The sequence below is a fragment of the Shinella sp. Sh6 genome (assembly GCF_055392685.1).
The window spans coordinates 624,635-646,507 of record NZ_AP044006.1 but is presented as its reverse complement, the minus strand read 5'-3'; the positions used below and the strand labels follow the sequence as shown (position 1 = coordinate 646,507).

The 21,873-nt window shown below is 64.5% G+C and carries 16 protein-coding genes and 1 pseudogene; 7 read left to right on the top strand and 10 right to left on the bottom strand.

Going from position 1 to position 21,873, the window contains the following annotated elements:
• The first annotated feature begins 45 nt into the window (after window positions 1-45).
• The 4 genes from ACZ5TO_RS21565 to ACZ5TO_RS21550 are packed head-to-tail and all read left to right on the top strand — an operon-like array spanning window position 46 to window position 3,512.
• The gene (locus ACZ5TO_RS21565) at window positions 46-1,080 is read left to right on the top strand and encodes an ABC transporter ATP-binding protein (protein ID WP_464800631.1); all 1,035 of its coding nucleotides are present in this window, start codon (window positions 46-48) and stop codon (window positions 1,078-1,080) included.
• Window positions 1,077-1,931 (top strand): ABC transporter permease, encoded by an 855-nt coding sequence (locus ACZ5TO_RS21560; protein ID WP_464800630.1) that lies wholly within the window; start codon window positions 1,077-1,079, stop codon window positions 1,929-1,931. Before ACZ5TO_RS21565 ends, ACZ5TO_RS21560 begins: the two co-directional genes overlap by 4 nt.
• The gene (locus tag ACZ5TO_RS21555) at window positions 1,928-2,725 is read left to right on the top strand and encodes an ABC transporter permease (protein ID WP_464800629.1); all 798 of its coding nucleotides are present in this window, start codon (window positions 1,928-1,930) and stop codon (window positions 2,723-2,725) included. The genes ACZ5TO_RS21560 and ACZ5TO_RS21555 overlap by 4 nt, the downstream gene beginning before the upstream one ends.
• 4 nt (window positions 2,726-2,729) lie before the next feature.
• Window positions 2,730-3,512, top strand: coding sequence for a carbon-nitrogen hydrolase family protein (locus ACZ5TO_RS21550; protein WP_464800628.1), 783 nt, complete (start codon window positions 2,730-2,732; stop codon window positions 3,510-3,512).
• Window positions 3,513-3,522: 10 nt separating this feature from the next.
• Here ACZ5TO_RS21550 and ACZ5TO_RS21545 read toward each other — a convergent pair whose 3' ends face one another.
• From ACZ5TO_RS21545 to ACZ5TO_RS21510, 8 genes and pseudogenes are all read right to left on the bottom strand, one after another.
• A complete protein-coding gene (locus ACZ5TO_RS21545) occupies window positions 3,523-3,819 on the bottom strand; it encodes an addiction module antidote protein (protein WP_184140570.1) in 297 nt (98 codons plus the stop codon).
• Window positions 3,819-4,105: pseudogene (locus tag ACZ5TO_RS21540) on the bottom strand (type II toxin-antitoxin system RelE/ParE family toxin). Before ACZ5TO_RS21540 ends, ACZ5TO_RS21545 begins: the two are co-directional and overlap by 1 nt.
• Before the next feature lie 111 nt (window positions 4,106-4,216).
• The gene (locus ACZ5TO_RS21535) at window positions 4,217-5,887 is read right to left on the bottom strand and encodes an amidohydrolase (protein WP_464800627.1); all 1,671 of its coding nucleotides are present in this window, start codon (window positions 5,885-5,887) and stop codon (window positions 4,217-4,219) included.
• 17 nt (window positions 5,888-5,904) lie between these two features.
• Window positions 5,905-7,086 carry a serine hydrolase domain-containing protein gene (locus ACZ5TO_RS21530; RefSeq protein ID WP_464800626.1) on the bottom strand — a complete coding sequence of 394 codons (1,182 nt, stop codon included), beginning with the start codon at window positions 7,084-7,086 and terminating at the stop codon, window positions 5,905-5,907.
• Between the two features lie 79 nt (window positions 7,087-7,165).
• Window positions 7,166-8,200, bottom strand: a complete 1,035-nt coding sequence (locus ACZ5TO_RS21525; protein ID WP_464800625.1) for an ABC transporter substrate-binding protein — start codon at window positions 8,198-8,200, stop codon at window positions 7,166-7,168.
• A 16-nt stretch (window positions 8,201-8,216) separates the two neighbouring features.
• The gene (locus tag ACZ5TO_RS21520) at window positions 8,217-9,029 is read right to left on the bottom strand and encodes an ABC transporter permease (protein WP_464800624.1); all 813 of its coding nucleotides are present in this window, start codon (window positions 9,027-9,029) and stop codon (window positions 8,217-8,219) included.
• Window positions 9,022-9,948, bottom strand: a complete 927-nt coding sequence (locus tag ACZ5TO_RS21515; protein WP_464800623.1) for an ABC transporter permease — start codon at window positions 9,946-9,948, stop codon at window positions 9,022-9,024. The genes ACZ5TO_RS21520 and ACZ5TO_RS21515 overlap by 8 nt, the downstream gene beginning before the upstream one ends.
• A 2-nt stretch (window positions 9,949-9,950) precedes the next feature.
• A complete protein-coding gene (locus tag ACZ5TO_RS21510; RefSeq protein ID WP_464800622.1) occupies window positions 9,951-11,048 on the bottom strand; it encodes an ABC transporter ATP-binding protein in 1,098 nt (365 codons plus the stop codon).
• A gap of 243 nt (window positions 11,049-11,291) precedes the next feature.
• Between ACZ5TO_RS21510 and ACZ5TO_RS21505 the strand changes: the two genes are divergently transcribed.
• Both ACZ5TO_RS21505 and ACZ5TO_RS21500 read left to right on the top strand, forming a co-directional pair.
• The gene (locus tag ACZ5TO_RS21505; protein ID WP_184140554.1) at window positions 11,292-11,978 is read left to right on the top strand and encodes a GntR family transcriptional regulator; all 687 of its coding nucleotides are present in this window, start codon (window positions 11,292-11,294) and stop codon (window positions 11,976-11,978) included.
• A gap of 100 nt (window positions 11,979-12,078) precedes the next feature.
• Window positions 12,079-12,240 (top strand): hypothetical protein, encoded by a 162-nt coding sequence (locus ACZ5TO_RS21500; RefSeq protein ID WP_184140552.1) that lies wholly within the window; start codon window positions 12,079-12,081, stop codon window positions 12,238-12,240.
• A gap of 21 nt (window positions 12,241-12,261) precedes the next feature.
• Here the strand turns inward: ACZ5TO_RS21500 and ACZ5TO_RS21495 are convergent, their stop codons facing one another.
• Window positions 12,262-12,891, bottom strand: coding sequence for a response regulator (locus ACZ5TO_RS21495; protein WP_464800621.1), 630 nt, complete (start codon window positions 12,889-12,891; stop codon window positions 12,262-12,264).
• Window positions 12,888-14,300, bottom strand: a complete 1,413-nt coding sequence (locus tag ACZ5TO_RS21490; RefSeq protein ID WP_464800620.1) for a sensor histidine kinase — start codon at window positions 14,298-14,300, stop codon at window positions 12,888-12,890. Before ACZ5TO_RS21490 ends, ACZ5TO_RS21495 begins: the two co-directional genes overlap by 4 nt.
• A 287-nt stretch (window positions 14,301-14,587) precedes the next feature.
• Between ACZ5TO_RS21490 and ACZ5TO_RS21485 the strand changes: the two genes are divergently transcribed.
• Window positions 14,588-21,835 (top strand): peroxidase family protein, encoded by a 7,248-nt coding sequence (locus ACZ5TO_RS21485; protein WP_464800619.1) that lies wholly within the window; start codon window positions 14,588-14,590, stop codon window positions 21,833-21,835.
• Window positions 21,836-21,873 lie beyond the last annotated feature (38 nt).

Genomic DNA, 21,873 nt, shown 5'->3' with positions numbered 1-21,873 from the left:
CGGATGCGGCCGGGCGCCAGAAACCAAGGCCCGAGCGGAGACCCGATGTCCGGACTGACCCTTCAGAACGTCACCAAGCAATTCGGCACGTTCACGGCCGTCAGGAACGTGGCGCTCACCGTGCCGCACGGCACCTTCGTTTGCCTCCTCGGCCCCTCCGGCTGCGGCAAGACCACGCTGATGCGCATGGTCGCGGGCCTCGATCTGCCGACGGAAGGCGAAATCCGCCTCGACGGCAAGGACATCACCAACGTCCCGACGCACAAGCGCGACCTCGGCATGGTCTTCCAGTCGCTGGCGCTCTTCCCGCACCTGACGGTCGGCGAGAACATCGCCTATTCGCTGCGCATCCGCGGCGCGGGCAAGGACGAGCAAAAGAAGCGCGTGGACGAGCTTCTTTCGATGATCCACCTTTCCGGCTATGCCGACCGGCCGGTCGCAAAGCTCTCCGGCGGCCAGCGCCAGCGCGTCGCCATCGCCCGCGCGCTCGCCATCTCGCCGAAACTCTTCCTGCTCGACGAACCGCTGTCGGCACTTGACGCGAAGCTCCGCGAGGCGATGCAGGTGGAACTGCGCCAACTCCAGCAGCGCCTCGGCATCACCACCATCGTCGTCACCCACGACCAGCGCGAGGCGATGACCATGGCCGACACCGTCGTCGTCATGAACGGCGGCGAGATCCGCCAGGCGGCCCCGCCGGTCGACATCTACCGTCGTCCGGCCGACACCTTCGTCGCCGACTTCATCGGCATGACGAACCTTCTCGATTTCAAGGCGGATGGCGCAGGCGCAACGGTGCTCGGCGCATCAATCCCCGGCCTTGTCGTGCCGAATGGCCTTGCCTCCGGCATCATCTCGGTGCGCCCGGAGGACGTCCACCTCACCGCGCCCGGCAATACGCCGATCACCGGCACCGTCATCTTCATCCGCGACCTCGGCGGCACGATCGAGACCTTCGTGGAGGCCGCCGGCAAACAGATCGTCGCCGTCTCCGTGCCGAACGCCCGGCCCGATGTCGCCGTGGGCCAGAGCGTCGGCATCGCGCTCGATCCAGCCGACTGCGTGGTGCTGAAGTCATGAGACGCGAGGCCCCGCAGAAGCTGACGGACTATGCCCCGCTCGCCTTCCCGGCGGGCATGCTGATCGTCTTCTTCGTCGTGCCCTTCGCCACGATGATCGCCGTTTCGTTCTTCCGGCGCGATCCGGCCGGCTTCTATTCGCCGGATTTCGTCTTCGACAACTATGCCCGCTTCCTCAGCCTGTTCTTCGGCAAGGTGCTCGGCTTCTCCCTGTTCCTCGCCGTCGCGGTCGCAATCTGCTGCGTCGTCATCGCTTTGCCCTTCACCTATCTCCTCTCGCGCTCGAAGCGCAGGACGCAGGTGCTCTGGCTCGTCGCGCTGCTGTCGGTCCTGTCGCTGTCGGAGGTCATCATCGGCTTTGCCTGGTCGACGCTCTTCTCGCGCACGGCCGGCATCACCAATCTTCTCGTCATGCTCGGCATCATGAGCCAACCGATCGCGCTCAATCCGAGCTTCGGCGCGGTGCTGACCGCCATGGTCTACCAGGCGCTGCCCTATACCGTGCTCGTCCTCTATCCCGCGCTCGTCCGGCTCGACCCGACGCTGACGGAGGCCGCGCGCACGCTCGGCGCCTCGCCGCTCAAGGCCTTCTTCACCGTCGTCGTGCCGGCGCTCAGGAACACCGTCGTCGCGACACTCATCATGGTCTTCATCTTCGCGCTCGGCTCCTACCTCCTGCCGCAGATCCTCGGCCGGCCGCAGCACTGGACGCTCTCCGTGCTCATCACCGACCAGGCGATCTACCAGTCGAACATGCCGTTCGCCGCCGCCATGGCCGTCTTCCTCGTGCTGGTCACGCTCGGCCTTGTCGCGCTCACCGTCTATGCCGGGCGAAAAGGGGAAGCCGCATGAACACGCTCCTGCAACGGGTCTATTTCGGCCTCGTCGGCCTCTTCCTCGCCCTGCCGATCATCGTCGTGGCCGGTGTCTCGGTCAACGCGAAGCAGGACCTCGCCTTCCCGCCGAAGGGCTTCTCGCTCGGCTGGTACGGCGAGATCTTCGCCAATCCGGAATGGCGGAACGCCCTTGTCGCCTCCATCACGCTTGCGGCGCTTTCGGCCGCGCTGGCGCTCCTCATCGCGCTGCCGCTCGCCTGGTTCCTGTGGCGGCGCCATGCGCCCTGGGCTAATGTCTTCCAGTTTCTCGGCATCGCGCCCTTCACGCTGCCGCCGGTCATTACGGCGCTCGGCCTCCTCACCTTCTGGGCGACGACGGGCTTTTACGGCCAGCCGGCGACCGCCGTCATCAGCCACGCCATCTTCTTCGTGACGCTGCCGCTGGTGACGCTCTCGCTCGGCTTTTCCTCCATCGACCGCTCGCTGGTGGAGGCGGCTGCGACCATGGGCGCCGACGACCGCACGGTCTTCCGCACCGTTGTCCTGCCGCTGATCCTGCCCTATCTCATCTCCGGCTATGCCTTCGCCTTTGTGCTGTCGCTCAACGAATATATCGTCGCCTACATGACGATCGGGTTCACGATGGAGACGCTGCCGATCAAGATCTTCAATGCGCTGCGCTACGGCTATACGCCGACGATGGCCTCGGTGACGATCCTGTTCGTGGCGATCGCGGCGGCCATCTTCGGCCTCGTCGCCCGCTTCGGGGACCTGCCGAAACTGCTCGGCGCCATGTCGTCAAGGGATTAACGCCATGCGGATCGCCGCCCTCCAGATGCATGCCATAGCTGGCGACAACGAGGCCAACCTTCAGCGGATCGCATCGGCGGCCGCCGATGCCGCGGCCGGCGGCGCGATGCTGCTGATCGTCCCGGAACTTGCCGTCACCGGCTACGGGGTGGGCAGGGCGGCTTTCGAGAGGCTGGCTTCGCCCGCAAGCGGCACGGTGGCCGAACGCCTCAGCGCCATCGCGCGGGACAACGGCATCGCCGTCATCGCCGGGTTTGCCGAGCGGGAGGGCTCTTCGACCTACAACAGCGCGCTTTTCACCGACGGCATCGGCACGAACGCCGTCTACCGCAAGTCTCATCTCTACGGCGATTACGAGCGCGCCGCCTTCAAGCCCGCCGTCCCGGATTCGGTGATGGTGGATATCGGCAGCATCCGGCTCGGCATGCTGATCTGCTACGACGTGGAATTTCCGGAGAACGTGCGCCGCCTCGCGCTTGCCGGCGCCGACCTCGTCGTCGTGCCGACGGCCCTGCCGAAGGGCGCCTCCGGCAGCTTCATCGCCGGGCACATGATCCGGGTACGCGCCTTCGAGAACCAGGTCTTCGTCGCCTATGTCAATCACTGCGGCGCCGACGACAATTTCACCTATGCGGGCCTTTCGCGCATTGCCGCACCGGACGGCACGCTGCTCGCCGAAGCCCCAGCCGAAGGCGAAACCCTGCTCTTCGCCGAGATCCGCCCCGAGAACTATGCGCAATCCCGCGCGGAAAACACCTATCTCCTCGACCTCGGCCGACAGGCTTGAGTAGGACGGATCAAGCCGCCTCGTGCGCCGTCGTCACCGTAAAACGCAAGCCAAGGGCTTTCATCACCGCAAGAAGCGTGGAAAGCTTCGGATCGCCCTTTTCACTGAGGGACTTGTAAAGCGCTTCGCGGGTAATGCCGGCATCTCTGGCGACCTGGGTCATGCCTTTTGCCTTGGCAATATCCCCAAGGGCCATTGCGATCATTTTGGGATCGCCATCTTCGAAGGCAGCTTCGACATAGGCTTCAATAGCTTCGTTGCTGGTGAGAATAGCCGTCGGGTCCCATTTCGTGGTTTTGATTGCCATCAGACCTCCTTCGCCATGTCTATAGCGCGCTTGATATCGCGCTCCTGCGTTCCCGTGTCGCCGCCGGAAAGCAGAATGATCAGCTCATTGCCCCGCTGCACGAAGTAGATGCGGTATCCGGGCCATAGTCGATACGAAGCTCTCCGATGCCGCCAAAGAACTTGACGTCGCCTAAGAGCCCGATTGTCAGCCTGTTGATCCGTGTTTGGATTCGCGCCTGGGCTTTGACGTCCCGGAGGGATTTGAACCACCGGGAAAAAACGTCTGTCTCACGAACCTCGACCATCTGTAACCTTTAGACTACAATGGAGATGGCGTCAAGGAGATCGTGAACTATAGATTACAGCCGAATCCACAGGCGGAGAATCCGCCGCGTTGATGAGCCGGCCTGCAACGATCAGGCCTGGTAGGTAATGCGGCCGTCGCACATGGTCGTGACGGGGCGCACCTTTGCAAGACTTGCAAAATCCGTTGCCTCCACATCGGCGGAGAGCACGACGATGTCGGCGAGATAGCCGGGCTTCAGCATGCCTTTGCGGTCCTCCATGAACTCGACCCAAGCGCCGTTCTTCGTGTAGGCGGCCAGCGTTTCGTGCAGCGAAAGCCGCTCGTCCTTCATGCCTTCCTTCCACACGTCCCGCATCATGGCGCATTCGATGCAGTTCATGGGATCGAGCGGGGAGACCGGCCAGTCGGTCGCGAACACGATGGGCGCGCCGGCATCGGTGAGCATGCGCCAGGCGAAAGCGTAGGGCCAGCGCGCTTCGCCGATATAGGAAAGGTAGGGTTCGACCGGCAGGCCGGCGCTGCCTGGCGGATGGGTCGGCTGCATGGAGGCGACGGTGCCGAGTTCCTTAAAGCGCGGGATGTCGTCGGGATGCACCACCTCGATATGTTCGATGCGGTTGCGGCTGTCGCGCTTGCCGTTCGCCTTGATGGCGGCCTCGTAGCCATTCAGCACCATGCGCACCGCGCCGTCGCCGATGGCGTGGACCGCGACCGGCAGGCCGAGCCTGTCGGCGGCGATTGCGATATTGTCGAAATGCTCCTGCGAGAAGAGCGGGTCGCCCTTCCAGCCCGGCTGGTGGCAATAGTCGTCGACAAAGACGGCCGTGCCCGATTCCGTCACACCGTCCATGAAGAGCTTGACGAAATCGCAGCGCAGGCGATCCGAATTGAAGCGCTCGCGCCAGGCGGCCGCTTTCGTCTCGAGGTCCGAGAGCGGCATGAAGTTCTTCATATGGAAGGGCATGCGCACGCGCACCGGCAGGCCGCTGGTCTTCTCGATCTCGTCCAGCATCTCGAGTTGGTAGAGGCTGCCATCCATGTTCTGCAGCGAGGTGATACCGAGCGAGGCGACATAGGCGAGCCCTTCCTTCAGGATCTCGATGTCGCTTGCCCGTTCCTCGGCGGTCACATGCTCCGGGTCGCCGCCCGTGCCGACGCCGAGCATTTCGCGACCGCCCGTCTCGCTGAGCGCCGAGACCGGGCGAATGGCGTTGCTCTCGCGCAGCTCGCCATTGGCAAGGCCGTCCTCGCCCATGACGATCTCGTTGCCGATGCCGACGTCGCGGCCTTCAAGGATACCGCCCATCTTCAACGCCAGCGTATTGGCCCAGGCGGTGTGATGGTCGGGCGCGAAGATCAGCACGGCGCGGTCCGGCAGGATGCGGTCGAGGTGATGGCGCGTCATGCGCTCGTCGTCGGACAGCACGGTATAGTCGGCGTGCTGGGCGACCAGCAGCTTGCGCTCCGGATATTTCGCCGCATAGGCCTTCAGTTCCCGCTCCAGCGTCTCAAAGCCCTTCACGCCCATCAGCGAAAGCTCGCGCAGTTCCGCCGAGCCCCCGAAAATGTGCATATGCGCCTCGTTGAAGCCCGGCAGGACGGTGGCGCCCCTGGCGTCGATCACGTGGGTGTCGGGCCCGGAATAGGCATCGATCTCCGCTTCCGAGCCGACGGCCAGGATGCGATTGCCGGCAACGGCGATGGCGGCAGCGCGCGGATTGGCCTCATCCATCGTGAGCACCCGTCCATTGCGGATGATGAAGCTTGCTTCGGTCTGCATGTGCGTTTCCTCGGTTTTCAGATGGCCCGGCGGCAGAGCGCGCGGAAGAAGGCGAACATGTCCTGGTTCTCCTCGTCGCCCAGAGGTTCGGGCTGCGAGGAGAGCTTGACGATGACGGTTTCGGTGCCTGGATCGACATAGAGCCATTGGCCATGGATACCGATGGCGCAGAAGGCACCGTCCGCCTCCCCGGATTGATACCATTGGCTGCGGTAGCGTCCGTTTGGCAGGTCGACGTTGCGCCCCTCCTGCCAGGCCTGCCGGTCGCCGTTCTCCTGCATGTCGCGGATCCAGCCCTCCGGCACGATCTGCCGGCCGTTGCGGACGCCGTGGTTGCGCAGGAGTTCGCCGAGGCGGGCAAGATCGCGTGCCGTCATGGAGACGCCGCCGGCGGTGCGCGGCGTACCGATGGCATCCACGGTGACATCCGCATTGCCCTTCGCGCCCATCGGCTTCCAGAGAAGATCGGAGACAAGGTCGGCGAAGCGCGCGCCCGTCACGCGCTCGATGACGACGCCGAGAAGGTCGGCATTGGGCGAGGCATAGTAGAACGGCCCGCCATGCGGCCGCTCGGCCTTCGTGAGCGTGAGCAGGAAGGAGGCCAGCGTCTCCGGCTCCGCGTCCGACAGGGGCGGGTTCCAGAGCATGGCCCGGCGATAGCGGGCAAAGGCGCCGTAAGGGTCTAGATAGGCTTCCTCGAAATCGAGGCTGACGCGCATGTCCAGCACGTCGCGATAGGTGCAGTCGCCGTACACGCTGCCCCTTGCCTCGGGAAGATAGTCGGTAACGGGACGGTCGGGGTCGATGAGGCCTTCGGCCTCCAGGATGCCGGACAGCACCGCCGTCAGCGACTTGGAGATGGAAAAGACGAGATGGGGCGCGTTGGGATCGGCATGCGCGGCATAGTATTCCGCGGCGATCTCGCCCTTGCGCATCAGCACGAAGGCGTCGGTATGCGCGACATCGAGGAAGGCACGGGCGGTGGCGCTGCCGGCAAGCCCCGTCTCCATCGCAGCATCGAGGAAGGCCTCGCTCGCAAGCGGCACCTCCGCGGCGGGCACTTCCGCGGCGATCACCGCGGTCGGCACGAAGTCGCGGACGTTCTGGAACGTCCAGCGGCTATAGGGGGCGGTGCGCCAGTTGGCGAGGGTGACGTCGGCACGGGCAAAGCCGTGCCTGTCCTTGAAGGTCTTGATCATGGCGATATCCGCCCTAACGGCGGGAAGGCAGATGCCTTCCCGCGCATAGGGCCATCCTCTTCCTGGCAAACCGTACCGCTTATTTCTGCAGCTCGGTCCAGAGCTTGGTATAAAGTTCCTGCACGTCCGGCGGGCAGGCGAGGTTGAATTTACCGGCCGCCTTCAGTTCTTCGGGAATGACGATTTCCGGCGCCGTCTTCATATCCTCGGGCATGAAGGCCTCCGAACCCTTGATGCCGTTCGCATAGCGCGCGAAGGACGAAAGCATGGCGGCGTTCTCGGGGTCCATGATGAAGTTGAGGAAGAGCTTGGCATTGTCGACGTTCTTGGCGTCCTTGAGGATGGCGGCGTTGTCCATCCAGACCGGATAGCCCTCCTTCGGATAGCCGTAATGCACGTCGGGGTTCTGGAGACGCGCACGGAAGGAAGCGCCGTTCCAGTTCACGCCGGCCGAAAGATCGCCCTTGGTGTATTGCTCGATATTGCCGTAGTCCATCGAGACCCATTTCGGCTTGGCGGCCGCGAAGATGTCGCGCACTTTCTTCAGGACCGCGAGGTCGCCCGTGCAGGGCTCGCCGCCCGCATAGGTGACGGCCATGTGCATGACGTCGGACATCTCCGGCACGACGTTGACCTTGCCGACGAGCTCGGCCGGCGGATCGAGGAAGATGGCGGAGGTGTTGATATCGCCGGAATAGACCTTGGTGTTGACCGTCACGCCCGTCGTGCCCCACTGCCACGGAACGGAGTAGTGACGGCCCGGGTCGAAGGGCACGTCCACCCACTGGAGATCGACGTTCTTGAAGTTCTCCATCTGGTCGGGACGCGATTCCAGAAGCAGCCCTTCCGATATCCAGATCGGCATGACGCTCGCCGAGGGCACGACGATGTCGAAGCCGTGGCCGCCCTGGCGGATCTTGGCAAGCGCGGTGTCGTTCGAGTCGTAGTCGGTGACCGTCACCTTGACCTTGTAGGTGTCCTCGAACTTCTTGATCATCTCGGGGCTCGTATAGTTACCCCAGTTGTAGATGTTGAGCTCGCCATCGGCATGGGCGATGGCGGTGGAGGCCATCAGGCCGGCGGCGAAGGCAAGCAGTCCCAGTTTCGTTTTCATCGGCTGTTCTCCTTTGTTATTCGTTGCTCTCCTGAGGCGTGCGGCTCAGGAAGAAGAAGAAGGTGACGATCGCCAGGGACAGGACGAGGAAGACCGTCGAGATCGCATTCATCTCGGGCGTCACCACACGGCGCAACTGGCCGAGCATATAGGTCGGCAGCGTGTCCTGCCCGCCGGACTTGACGAATTCGGTGATCACCACATCGTCGAGCGAGATCACGAAGGCGAGCATCAGGCCCGCCAGAATGCCAGGCCACAGCAACGGCAGCGTGACATAGCGGAAGGTCTGGAAAGGCGAGGCATAGAGATCGGCCGCCGCGCGCTCGAGCGACAGGTCCATGCTCTCCAGCCGTGCGCGGATCGGCATATAGGCGAAGGGTACGCAGAAGGCGGAGTGGGCGAGCATCAGGTAGCCGATGCCGGAATAGCCGGTCCAAACCTTGAGGCGCGAAACGAGGATCAGCAAGGCCACGGCCGTCACGATTTCCGGCACGAGCAGCGGCATGTTGATGATCGAATACTTGAAGGTGAGCCCGCGATAGGGTGCCGTGCGTGTGGTGGCGATGGCCGCGAGCGTCGCGCAGGCCGTGGCCACGACCGCCGCGACGGCAGCGATCTGAAGCGAGCGTAGCGAAGCCTCGACGACCTGCTGGTTATGCCATGCACTCTGGAACCAGCGGAACGAAAAGCCTTCCCAGGTGGCAATCGAAACGCCGGAATTGAAGGCGTAGACCACGAGGGTGGCGATCGGCAGGTAGAGCAGGAAGAAGCAGACCATGGCGATGGTCGCAAAGCCCGGCTGCCGCTTGATCGAGAAGGATCTAGCCATGGGCGCCGCCTCCGGATTTCGATGCGTTGCGGACGTAGTACAGCATGGCGATCAGCACGATGATGACGAGCGTGACGGAAAGCGCCGCGCCCAGCGGCCAGTTCCGCCCCTGTCCGAATTGCAGCTCGATCAGGTTGCCGATCATGAGGTTCTTGCCGCCGCCGAGGATGCGCGGCACCACATAGGAGGAGAGCGCCGGTACGAAGACGAGGATGGAGCCGGCGATGATGCCGGGCTTCACCAATGGAATGATGATGCGCCACAACACGCCAAAGCGCGATGCGTAGAGGTCGTAGCCTGCCTCCACCAGCCGGAAATCGAGCTTCTCGAGGCTCGCATAGAGTGGCAGCACCATCAACGGCAGGAACACGTAGGTCATGCCGAGCATGATGGCGAAGTCGGTGAACATCATCTGGATCGGCGCGGAGATGATGCCGAGCTTCATCAATAGCGTGTTGACGATCCCTTCGCTGCGGATGACCTCCTGGATGGCGAAGGTGCGAATGAGCATGTTCGTCCAGAAGGGAATGGTGATGAGAAACAGCCAGAGCGAGCGGTTGTGCGGCGCGCGTGTCGCGATGAAATAGGCGGTCGGGAAGCCGAAGACGAGGCACAAGATCGTCGTGGCGAAGGCGAGCTTGGCGCTGCGCCAGAAGATCGAGAAATGCGCTTCGGCAAGAGAGACTGTGTCATCAAAGATATCGCGCGAGAAGAGGACATTGAACCAGCCCTCCGTCGAGAACTCCCATTTCACGTCGCCGTAATTGCCGGGCGCGAGGAAGGAATAGATGACCACGATGACAAGCGGGCCGACGCCGGCCGCCAGGATGAGCAGGAGGGCCGGCGCACTAAGCAGCCAGCGATCCCGGATTTCCTTCTTCTGCCGCTTTTCACCGACGTCCCTGGCGCTGGCGGTCATGGTTAATCCCTCAGGATCTGTGCGACATCGTCGTTGATGGCGACGCTGACGCGCTCCTGCGCGGCAAAGCCGCCGGCTCTGTTCCCGGCGTTCTGCTGGCGCACGATGAAAATGCCGCCGCCATCGACCCTGACGTGAAAATGATTGTCCGTGCCGAGATAAACGGTGCTGTCGATGACACCCTCCAGAACGCCGGAGCCTGGCGGACCGAGGCGCGCATGCTCGGGCCTGACGACCACCGTGACCGTGCCCTTCGGCGTGAGCCCCTCGGGATAGGTCGCAGAAATCTCGGCGCCGGAGGAGAGGCGTACGCGGGCGGCGCTGCCGGAGACGGAGACGACGTCGGCTTCCAGGAAATTCGTTTCGCCGATGAAGTCGGCGACGAAGCGCTCGGCGGGGCGGTCGTAGATGTCCCAGGGGGAGCCGACCTGGCGGACCGTGCCTGCCGACATGACGGCGATGCGGTCGGACATGGTCAACGCCTCCTCCTGGTCATGGGTGACGAAGACGAAGGTGATGCCGGTTTCCAGTTGCAGACGCTTCAACTCCATCTGCATGGACTTGCGCAGCTTGAGGTCGAGCGCGGAAAGCGGCTCGTCGAGCAGGAGCACCTTCGGCCGCGGCGCGAGCGCCCGGGCGAGCGCCACGCGCTGCTGCTGGCCACCGGAAAGCTGCGTCACCGGGTTGTCGCCGCGCTCTTCGAGATGCACGAGCCTGAGCATGTCGTTGACGATCGTGCCGATTTCCGCCTTTGGGCGGCCCAGCATCTTCAGGCCGAAGGCGATATTCTCGGCGACCGACAGATGGGGGAAGAGGGCGTAGTTCTGGAAGACCGTGTTGACCGGCCGCTGGTTGGGCAGGAGGCTGGAGATGTCAGCGCCGTCGAGCAGAATCTGCCCTTCCGTCGGCAGCTCGAAGCCGGCGATCATGCGCAGGAGCGTCGTCTTTCCGCAGCCCGACGGGCCGAGCAGAGTGAAGAACTCATTGGGGCGGATATCCAGCGTGACGTCGTCGACGGCCTGGAAGGTGCCGAACCATTTCTTGATGCCATGCAAGCCGATGGCGCCGCCATGGGCCGCGGTCGTTCGGGTGTCAGTCATCGGTTCCCCGTTGGTCGTCCGGCCCCGAGCTTCCTCTGCCCAAACCGCCGGCTGTCCTCTGTCCGGCCGCTGATGACGGCTCTTATGTGATAGGCTTGCCTTGCTTATGATCACAACAAATCATAATTTGATCAAAACTGTAAAGGGCCATTTTGGGCCTCGACGATTTATCCGTTCTGCGTGCAAAGCGCCGGGAATTCAGCCCAGAGGCGACGAGCCGCGGCAGGAGGAGGGAGGACAGGCATGCTGGTCGCGGCCGGTCGGGAGGCGTCCGAATCCGCCAAGCAATGGGTTTATCGCGTGCTCCGGCGCGCCATCATGACGGGGCAGTTCACGCCCGGAGAACCCGTCACGATCAACGGTCTTGCCGAAACGCTCGGCGTCAGCGCCATGCCGGTACGCGAGGCCCTGCACAGGCTGGTCTCGGAAGGCGCGCTGGAGTTGCTCGACAATCGCCGTGTCCGCGTGCCCGATCTCGACCCGCAGCGTTTCGAGGATGTCCTTGACGCGCGCATCGCCCTGGAGACGCGCGCCGCCGAGCGCGCCATGCCCTTCATCGACGATTTGCGGCTTGCCCGCCTGCGCGCCTTCGACCAGCAGGCGGACCAGGCGCTGGCCGCCGGCAATTTTGGGCGTCTTGTAGAGGCGAATTTCGATTTCCACCGCTGTCTCTACGAGGCGCGTCCCGGTTCGGTGATGCTGCCGCTCATCGAATCCCTCTGGCTGCGCCTCGGCCCCTTCATGCGCCGTGCGGGCGAAACGCTGTCGCAGACCTATCAGGTCGACCGGCATGCCGAGGCGCTGGCCGCCATCATCGCGCGCGACGCCGAAGCCCTCAAGGCCGCCATCGTCGCCGATATCCGCGACGGCACCGGCCATCTGGGGCGCGGCCATTTCGAGCGCATCGCCGCCCTCGGCCGAACGGGTTGAGGCAAGGCGCGCCGCCCGCGCTATTTTCTCCCCGCATGCTTGCCGATCCGATAGAATGGCCGCCAGACCCTGTGCGGGATTGCATGTCACGGAGGATGCCTTGAGCGACGACAATGTTCTGAAATTCGAACGCCGGAAGCCGAAGCAGGAAAAGAAGCCTCTCGCGCCCGGTCCGAAAAAGGGGCTGATCTGGCTTGCCGTCGTCGTCGTGATCGCGCTCGTGTGGGCCTACTACCAGTTCATCGCCCCGCAGGGCCTTTGACAGGACAGGCCCGCCCCGCGCCTACTTCTTCTCCTTCAGCAGGAGAGCGGCCTCGACGCGGTTGCGAGCCCCGAGCTTCCTCAGAACGTTGGTCACATGGAACTTCACCGTTTTCTCATGGACCTCGAGCTTGCCGCCGATCTCGCGATTGCTGTGCCCTCGTGCCAGTAATTCCAGGATACGGAGTTCCTGAGGGGTCAGGCGGGCGAGGGGGGCCGTTTCCACCTTGCCGCTCAACCGGGTGAGAAGACCGAGGCTGAGGCTCGGCGATACGAAGGATTCGCCCGCCGCGACGCTTTTGACGGCGGCGATCAGGTCGTTCGCGCCGATGCCCTTCAGGACATAACCCGCCGCCCCGGCCTCGATCGCCCGCATCACGTCATGACCGTCGTCCGAGCCGGTCAGCATCAGGATGCGCGGCGGCCTTTGCGTCGCGGTGATCGCCGCGGCCGCCTCGATGCCGTTGCCGGGCATGGAGATGTCGAGCAGGATGACGTCGGGCTCATGCCGCTCGACCAGCTCGAGCGCCTGGCTGCCCGAACATCCTTCCGCGACGACCGTGATCGCCGGATCAAGAGCGAGCGATTGCGTGACGCCTGCCCTGAACAGCGGGTGATCGTCGACCACAATGATCCTGATCGGCGTGTTCATGCTTCCTCTCCCCCGTTCAGGATCGCGCTCATTTCAATGACAGTGCCCTGCGGGCCGTGACGCACGGAAAAGGTGCCGCCGAGGCTCTCGACGCGCTCGCGCAGCCCGAGCAGCCCGAGGCTGCCGTCTGGCCGCTCCGCGCGCCCGCCCGCGCCCGCACCGTCATCGCTGACACGCAGGACGACGAGATCGCCGTCGTGCCGGCACTCGACGGTCTGCCCGTGTCCGCCGGCATGGCGATAGGCGTTGTTGAGGCCTTCCTGTACGAAGCGATAGGCGCACAGGCGCACCGCCTGGGGGGTGTCGAGCGGCACGCCCTCGCAGATCACGCGGACGGCGGTTCCGGTTCTCTGCTCATGCACGCTCGCCACGCTTGTGACGATTTCACATAGGGAAAGCTGCTGGATTTCCGGCAGCATCAGGCCTCGCGCGATCGCGCGCATGTCACGCAAGGCATCGCCGAGAAGGCCTTCGATCGCCGACAGGATCGTCTCCCGTCCGCTCCGGTTCGATGCACGCCGGACCTGCTCGATCTTGAGGGCGGAAAGGCCGATGAGCTGGACGGGGCCGTCGTGCAGTTCGGCGCCCACATTGCGCAGGTAGCTTTCGTTCATCTCCACGAGCCGGCCCGAGGCCCGCTGGACCTTCATGCGCAACTCGCTGTTCTGGTTGGAGACGCGCTCGATCTCGGCAAGACGGTTCTGAAGAGCAATCTGCTGCTGCCCGATCAGTCGGCTGTTGCGATAGACGACTGCGGTCAGGGCGGCGGCGATCGACAGGGCCGCCCCGATAACGACGAGCCATGTGTGTATGCGCACCCGCAGCAGCTTGGCCTCCAGCGGTTGCGTCAATTCGTGGATTTCGACGACGGCGATGATGCGGCCGGACCTGTGTTCGCGCAGGGGAACGTAGATCTCCAGGTATTTCGTCGTCCAGGCCCGCGCGACATGTTCGCCCGCCGCAAGGTCGGTGTATCGCGCCGAAACCTCGCCGTCGAAGGCCATGGCGGCGCCTTCCGGCAGCGGGAACCGGCCGCCGATCAGGCCGGAGGTCGTCGAATAGGCGACGAGTCCGTCGTTCCGCCAGATATCGACATGGGCGAAGCGGTCGGCGAAGGCACCGTTCTTCAACGTCGCGTCGAGACGGGCGATGGCCTGTGCGCCGAGGAGATCGCGATGCGCGAGTTCCTGGACGAGCGGCGACAGGAGGCTGTCGAGGAAAAGGGCCGAGCTTGCCGCCGTGCTTTCCACCGCCGCGCGGGTGACGATCCCGGAGATGACGACGCCCGCCAGGAACATCGCCGCCAGCATGACGATGCCGCCGGAAAGCGCGAACTGTATCGACTGGCTGAGGCTTCGAAAGCCGCGCGCCCGGTGAAAGCGTGGCGATGTGGCTGCTGCTTCGACCATACGCCAAAGATGCTCCGTTGCCTCTGTCGCCAGACGACCACGGAACCCCTTTGCCGGCTACTGCCGATGGTCCAATCATCTGCTTGGACCAAAGTCCAGGGTCGCCCCCGCCTTGCGATCAGGGCCGATTGCCCTTTCGGGGAAGCAACTCGTCAGACCATCCGCCGTGGTGCGAAGGCTCCGGTCGAGCGCATCATTCCTGCGCAATGTCCATCGTGCGCGCCCAACGCAGCGCGCGGCTGGCCACACGGAAAAGCGTCAGGAAACGCACCAGGGGGAGAATGGTCATGGTCAATATCGTCAAGCACGACCTGCAGTACATCTTGAAGCAGATCAAGATTGCCGAACGGCATGCTGCCGGCGAGGATCTCTATACGCTCGTGGCAGAGGCCGGAGGCGTGGATCCCAATTCTCCCGCCTCCGCGCAAATCCACCTGCTTCCCTACGGCCTGCGGACCGTCGACGGCAGCTACAACAACCTTGTGCCCGGCCGGGAGCACTGGGGCTCGGCCGACCAGCAGTTCCTGTCCCTGACCGATCCCCAGTTCACCCAGGGCACGGGCACCTTCTCCTACACGTCCAACAACGACTACGCGCAGCCCGGCGACGTCGCCGATGCGCAACCCCGTCTGATCTCGAACCTCGTCGTCGACCAGACGCTCGACAATCCGGCGGCCATCGTCGCGGCGCTCGAATATGCCGGCGTTGTCGGACAGGCGCAGGTCGATGCCCTGCAGGCCATCCGCGCGGCCCACACCGTCGTCAAGGCATTGCCGACGAATTCCCAGGCCTATGCGCTGGCCAAGGCACAGCTCGACGCGCTTCTCGTTGAGAACGGCATCGAGATGGACGGCCCGACGGTCTTCCTGCCCAACGTGTCGCCCGATATCGGCGACTCCGCACCCTTCAGCGCCCTGTTCACCCTGTTCGGCCAGTTCTTCGACCATGGCCTCGATCTCGTGGCCAAGGGCGGCAACGGCGTGGTCTATATTCCGCTCTCGCCGGACGATCCGCTCTACAATCCCGCCAGCCCGCACACCAACTTCATGGTCCTGACCCGCGCGACCACCGGCGATGGCGCACGCAACACGACGACGCCGTGGGTGGACCAGAACCAGACCTACGGCTCGCATGCCTCCAAGCAGGTCTTCATGCGCGAGTATGAGGACGGACCCAACGGAACGCCCGTTGCGACGGGCCGCCTGCTCGAAGGCAGCGGGCACGGCCTGGCGACATGGGCGGATGTGAAGGCACATGCCGAAGACGTGCTCGGCATCAGGCTCACCGATGCGGACATCGGCAATATCCCGCTGATCGCGACCGACGAGTACGGCAACTTTATCCCTGGGGCCAACGGCTATCCCCAACTGGTGGTCGGGCTCGGCGCGGACGGCCTCTTCGGGACCGCCGACGACATGCTTCTCGAAGGCGACCCGGCCAACCCCGTCGATCCGAGCGCCGTCGGCGCCTTCCGCACGGGCCATGCGTTCCTCGACGACATCGCGCACACGGCCGTTCCGGTCTTCGCCGCCGGCGTCCTCGCCGCCGATGCCGATGACGTGGCAGGCAACACGGTCGCAACCAACACCCGAGGGCAGAACGTCGAGTATGACGACGAGCTCCTGGATGCGCATTTCATCACCGGCGATGGGCGCGGGAACGAGAATATCGGCCTGACGACCATCCATCACATCTTCCATGGCGAACACAACCGCATGGTCGAGGAGACCAAGCAGGTCGCGCTCGAGGCGGCGGCGAATGGCGATATCGCGTTCCTCAACGAGTGGCTGCTGGTCGATGTCACCGCCGTTCCGGCCAATCTCGAGGATCTCGTCTGGGATGGCGAACGCCTCTTCCAGGCAGCCCGCTTCGTCACCGAAATGGAATACCAGCATCTCGTCTTCGAGGAATTCGCCCGCAAGATGCAGCCGGATGTCGACGCCTTCCTGTTCGAGCCGGATCCCGACATCAACCCGGCGATCTTCTCCGAGTTCGCCAACGTGGTCTATCGCTTCGGCCATTCGATGCTCAACGAGAATGTCGACCGGGTCGCCGCCGACGGCTCGGCGAACCACATGTCGCTGTTCGAGGCCTTCCTCAATCCCGTCGCCTATGACGAGGGCGGGAGCCTGACCCATGCCGAGGCGGCCGGAGCGATCATCCGCGGGATGAGTGCACAGGTCGGCAACGAGATCGACGAGTTCGTCACGAACACCCTGCGCAACCAGTTGCTCGGCATCCCGCTCGACCTTGCGACGATCAACATCGCGCGCGGCCGCGACACCGGCATGCCGACCCTGAACGAGGCGCGCGCCCAGTTCCAGGCAATGGCGCACGGCGACAGCCAGCTGGCTCCTTATGCAAACTGGACCGACTTCGCGCTCAACCTCAAGAACCCGGCCTCCATCGTCAACTTCATCGCCGCCTACGGCACGCATGCGACGATCGCGAACGAGACCACGGTGGAAGGCAAGCGCGCCGCGGCGATGGCGATCGTGTTCGGCACGGCCGAGACGTTCTGGGACGAAAGCCTCGGGGCGAACCGGACGATCGCGTCGCCCGGCGACCGCACGGCCTTCCTTTCCGGCACGGGCCCCTATGCCGATGGGCTCGGCGGCCTTTCCAACGTCGACCTGTGGGTGGGCGGCCTTGCCGAGAAGAAGATGGATTTCGGCGGCATGCTCGGCTCCACCTTCTCCTTCATCTTCGAGCTGCAGATGGAAAACCTGCAGGACGGCGACCGCTTCTACTATCTCTCGCGCGTCCAGGGGCTCAACCTGCTCTCCGAACTCGAAGGCAACTCGCTTTCCAAGATGGCCCTGCGCACGACCGACCTTGGCGAAACGGGCACGGCGATCCCCGGCGATTTCTTCTCGCGTCCGGACCGGGTCCTCTATCTCGACGCGGCAAGGCAACTGGCCATGACGGGCAAGAGCGATCCCGTCCAGGACAATCCCTATCTCGAGGCCCTGTCTCCAATGGTCGAGCGCCGCGATGCCAACGGCGACGGCGTTGCCGAGTACCTGCGCTACAACGGCGTCGAGCACGTCGTCGTCCAGGGCACCGACGGCGACGATCACATCATCACCGGCGAGGGCGACGACACGATCTGGGGCGGGGCCGGCAACGACCGCCTGGAAGGCGGCTACGGCGTGGACCATATCCACGGCGGCTCGGGCGACGACATCATCACCAATGCGGGCACCGATATCGGCGCGATGGACTTCCTCCATGGCGAGGAAGGCAATGACGTCATTCACGGTGGCAGCGGGCTTTCGCTGATCTTCGGCAACGAAGGCAACGATTTCCTGATCGCCGGCCCCGACGGCAAGACCGTCATGGGCGGCATCGGCAACGACTTCATCCTCGGCGGCGACGGCATGGATTTCCTGCTCGGCGAGGCCGGCGACGACTGGCTGGAAGGCGGCGGTCGCTTCGATACGCTTGCGGGCGAGAACTCCGAGCTGATGTTCAACTCCACCATCGTCGGCAACGACGTGCTGAACGGCCAGAACGGCGATACGGATTATGACGCCGAGGCCGGCGACGACATCATGTTCCAGGGCGTCGGCATCCAGCGCAGCAACGGCATGTCCGGCTTCGACTGGGCGATCCACAAGGACGATCCCGTGGCGGCGAATTCCGACCTCGGCATCCCCATCTTCGCCAACCAGGAAGCCTTCATCCTGCGGGACCGCTTCGATCTGGTGGAGGGGCTTTCCGGCTGGAGATTCGACGACGTACTGACGGGCCGCGTGGTACCGGTCAACACCCGGGTCGAGGCAACCGGAACGGCGGCCATCCCCGGCCCGGATTCGCCGCTCTATTCCTACTCGAATGCCCTTCTGGAGCGCAATGTCGCGCTCATCGACGGACTGGATATGCTGGTCGCCCATCGCCAGCGCCATGTCGAGGTCGGCAACGACGGCGTCGCGGAGACCGTCGTCCTCGAAACGGCGGACGCCTCCGACATCCTGCTCGGCGGCGGCGGCAGCGACCGCATCAAGGGCCTTGCCGGCGACGATGTCATCGACGGCGACAAATGGCTCAACGTGCGCATCCGGATCGTCGCGAACGGCGAGACCTACACGGCCGACGGCATGACGAAGAAGGTCTACCTCGAAACCGATATGGTGAAGGGCGCGGTACGGGCGGGGGCATCGGCACAGTTCGGCGGACGTTCCCTCGACATGCTGATGCTGGCCGGCGTGCTGAATCCGGGTCAACTGTCGATCGTGCGCGAGATCGTCGACGGCAATGCCGCGGGCGACATCGACACGGCCGTCTATACGGACATTCGCGAGCACTACGGCTTCGGCGTGAACACCGACGGTAGCCTCTATGTCGACCACGCGCCGCCGGCGACGGACGAGACCGATCCCCTCGCCGAGAACATCGAGGGCGTGACCGAGCGGCCCGTTCTCGATGGCCGCGACACGGTGCGCAACATCGAGCGGCTCGAATTCACCGACCTGACGATGAACGTCATCTCCGGCACGGACGCCAACGAGACGCTGAATGGCGACGTCGCCGGCACCGGCCTCACCCACGACGTCCTCATGGGCTTTGCGGGCAACGATACGCTCAACGGCCTTTCCGGCAACGACGTGCTGATCGGCGGGGCCGGCAACGACACGCTGCGCGGCGGCGCCGGCGACGACATCTATGTCTTCGGCCTCAATAACGGCACGGACCGCATCGAGGAGACGTCCGGCAACGACCGGATCAGCGTGGCGACCAACGGCGAGGCGCTCTCCGCCCTCAACTTCAGCCGGGCCGCCAATGGCGATCTCGTCATCACGCTCAACGGGCAGACGATCCGCGTGGCGGGCCAGTTCAACGGTGCGGGCAGCACCGTCGAGACGATCACCTTCGACGGCGGCAGCTATCACGGCTACGAGCTTTATCTTGCCGACGACGAGGGCGACGAGATCATGCGCGGCAGCTACGCGCTGCACACGGGAACGGGCACCACGCTTGAGGCGGCACCCGACGTCGATACCATCCTGGTCGATCTGGGCAGTTCCCAGGCGACGACGCTGCTGGGCAATACCGGCGACGACATGCTGTTCGGCAACAACGGTGCCGATACGCTCAATGGCGGCGCCGGCGCCGATCTGCTGGTCGGCGGCGCCGGCGGCGACACCTACATCGTCGATGACATCGGCGATACGGTGGTCGAATTGGAGAACGGCGGAACGGACACAGTCCAGACGACGGTGGCGAGCTACATTCTCGACGCGAACGTCGAGAACCTGACCTATACGGGGACCGGCACCTTCACCGGGGCTGGCAACGAGCTCAACAACGTCATCATCGGCGGCGCTGGCAATGACAGCCTCTACGGAGAGGCCGGCAACGACCGGCTGGTCGGCGGCGACGGGGACGACTTCCTCCATGGCGGGGCCGGCGACGACGTCATCAATGCCGGCAACGGCAACGACGCGGTCAATGGCGGTACCGGCAACGACACGATCAATCTCGGCGCCGGCTTCAGCAGGCTGGTCTATGACGAACTGGATTTCGGCGACGATGTCGTCTCCAGCTTCGACGCCAACCCCACCGGCGGCGGCCAGGACAAGATCGACCTCAGCGGCCTCGGCATCACCGAGGCGGACTTCGACGCACGCGTTTCCATCACCTCCAACGGCACCACGACGCGCATCGACATCGCCGGCGGCGGATCGATCACGCTCAACGGCGTTTCGGGGACGGGCAACAATACGGTGGACCGCACGGATTTCATCCTCGCCGGTGAAAACATCATTCCCGGAACGGACGGCGACGATACGCTCGACGGGACCGCGGGCGCCGATATCATTCTCGGGAACGGCGGCAGCGACACGATCAACGGCGGATCGGGCGACGACGTCATCGACGGCGGGGCGGGCGACGATTTCCTCTTCGGGGACAGCGGCGACGACATCATCCACTGGCAGGCGCCGAATGGCGGCTGGGACGTGGTCGATGGCGGGTCGGAGGGCATTGCCGGCGATACCTTCGTCATCACCGGCGACGATTCCTACGAGATCTTCCGCTTCTATCCCGCCGAGGACGCCGAGACCGTCATTCCAGGCCTCGCGCTTCGCGGCGGCGGCACCGAGATCGTGGTGACCCGCTCGGTCGTGGTGAACGGCATCGAGGGCGCTCCGCAGGTCATCGCCGAATTGTCCGAGATCGAGGAGATCGTCATCAACGGCAGCCCGGCGAGCGGTGCAGGAACCGCCGGCGGCGACCGCTTCGAACTGATCGGCGACTTCGCCGAGCAGGGCGAGGAGACCAGCCTGCGGCTGAACACAATCACCATCATCGGCTCGGAGGGCGACGATACGGTCGACATCTCGCAGCTCGCCTCGGCTCACCGCGTCGTCTTCAAGACCAAGGGCGGCAACGACACGATCATCGGCACGCTGCGGCCGCAGGATGTCGTGCAACTGCCGAACGAAACGACCATCGACGACTACGACATGGTCCGGAACGTCAACGGCTCCACCACGCTCGTGGGCGAGGGGCATTCGCTGACCTTCTTCAGCAATGGCGGCCTGCCGCAATTCGTCTCGGAAGGCGACGGGACCGTGCCGGGCGATTTCATTCCGCCAGCGACCGGCAACCAGAACGAAGAGGACGAGGACGACGATAACGACAACGGCGTCGTGCCGGACGGCAACGACGATGAGGACGACAACGACAACGATGACGATGACAATCAGGCCGGCGGGGCGGAGGACGACGACGATGCCTCCGGGGTCCTGATCGGCACCGTGAACGGCGAGGCCATTGTCGGCGGCAACGGACGGGACATGATCTTTGCCGGCGACGGCGCCGACAACGCGCTCGGCGGCAGCGGCAACGACATGATCTACGGCGATGCCGGCAACGACCGCCTCTTCGGTGAAGCCGGCGACGACCTGCTCGACGGCGGCCTCGGCAACGACACGGTCTTCGGCGGCGACGGCAACGACATCTTCGTGGCGGCGGTGGGCGACGGCGACGACGTCTACTACGGCGACCACATGAACGGCGGCACCGGCAACGACACGCTCGACATGTCCGCCATCAATGCGAACATCACGGCCGATCTCGGAACCGGCTTCAACGGCCGCGGCAGCGTGGTCAGCGCCCAGTCCGGCTCCGATACGATCTGGGGTATTGAGAACATCGTCACAGGATCGGGCAACGACGTCATAACGGCGAGCGCCGCCGTCAACGTGATGGACGGGGGCGCGGGCAACGACATCTTCCGCTTCCTGTCGGCAGGCGATGCGCATGGCGACACCATCATGGGCTTCCAGCCCGGGGACAGGCTGGACCTCAGCGGAATGGACGCTAACTGGGCGGCTTCCGGCAACCAGGCCTTCACGCTGGTTTCCGGCGCTTTCTCCGGTGCGAGCGGCGAACTGCTTGTCACCCACGAGAACCGCGACGGCATCGACTACACCGTCGTCGAGGGCAACGCCTCCGGTGGCAACACCGCGGACTTCAAGCTCTCGATCAAGGGCTCGCACAACCTGACGGCCAGCGATTTCGATCTCTGACACACATGGGACCGGAGGCGCATGAGGCGCCTCCGGCA

Coding starts and splice junctions, on each gene's coding strand:
- ACZ5TO_RS21565 (WP_464800631.1), top strand. CDS start 46: ATGTCCGGACTGACCCTTCAGAACGTCACCAAGCAATTCGGCACGTTC.
- ACZ5TO_RS21560 (WP_464800630.1), top strand. CDS start 1,077: ATGAGACGCGAGGCCCCGCAGAAGCTGACGGACTATGCCCCGCTCGCC.
- ACZ5TO_RS21555 (WP_464800629.1), top strand. CDS start 1,928: ATGAACACGCTCCTGCAACGGGTCTATTTCGGCCTCGTCGGCCTCTTC.
- ACZ5TO_RS21550 (WP_464800628.1), top strand. CDS start 2,730: ATGCGGATCGCCGCCCTCCAGATGCATGCCATAGCTGGCGACAACGAG.
- ACZ5TO_RS21545 (WP_184140570.1), bottom strand. CDS start 3,819: ATGGCAATCAAAACCACGAAATGGGACCCGACGGCTATTCTCACCAGC.
- ACZ5TO_RS21535 (WP_464800627.1), bottom strand. CDS start 5,887: ATGCAGACCGAAGCAAGCTTCATCATCCGCAATGGACGGGTGCTCACG.
- ACZ5TO_RS21530 (WP_464800626.1), bottom strand. CDS start 7,086: ATGATCAAGACCTTCAAGGACAGGCACGGCTTTGCCCGTGCCGACGTC.
- ACZ5TO_RS21525 (WP_464800625.1), bottom strand. CDS start 8,200: ATGAAAACGAAACTGGGACTGCTTGCCTTCGCCGCCGGCCTGATGGCC.
- ACZ5TO_RS21520 (WP_464800624.1), bottom strand. CDS start 9,029: ATGGCTAGATCCTTCTCGATCAAGCGGCAGCCGGGCTTTGCGACCATC.
- ACZ5TO_RS21515 (WP_464800623.1), bottom strand. CDS start 9,948: ATGACCGCCAGCGCCAGGGACGTCGGTGAAAAGCGGCAGAAGAAGGAA.
- ACZ5TO_RS21510 (WP_464800622.1), bottom strand. CDS start 11,048: ATGACTGACACCCGAACGACCGCGGCCCATGGCGGCGCCATCGGCTTG.
- ACZ5TO_RS21505 (WP_184140554.1), top strand. CDS start 11,292: ATGCTGGTCGCGGCCGGTCGGGAGGCGTCCGAATCCGCCAAGCAATGG.
- ACZ5TO_RS21495 (WP_464800621.1), bottom strand. CDS start 12,891: ATGAACACGCCGATCAGGATCATTGTGGTCGACGATCACCCGCTGTTC.
- ACZ5TO_RS21490 (WP_464800620.1), bottom strand. CDS start 14,300: ATGGTCGAAGCAGCAGCCACATCGCCACGCTTTCACCGGGCGCGCGGC.
- ACZ5TO_RS21485 (WP_464800619.1), top strand. CDS start 14,588: ATGGTCAATATCGTCAAGCACGACCTGCAGTACATCTTGAAGCAGATC.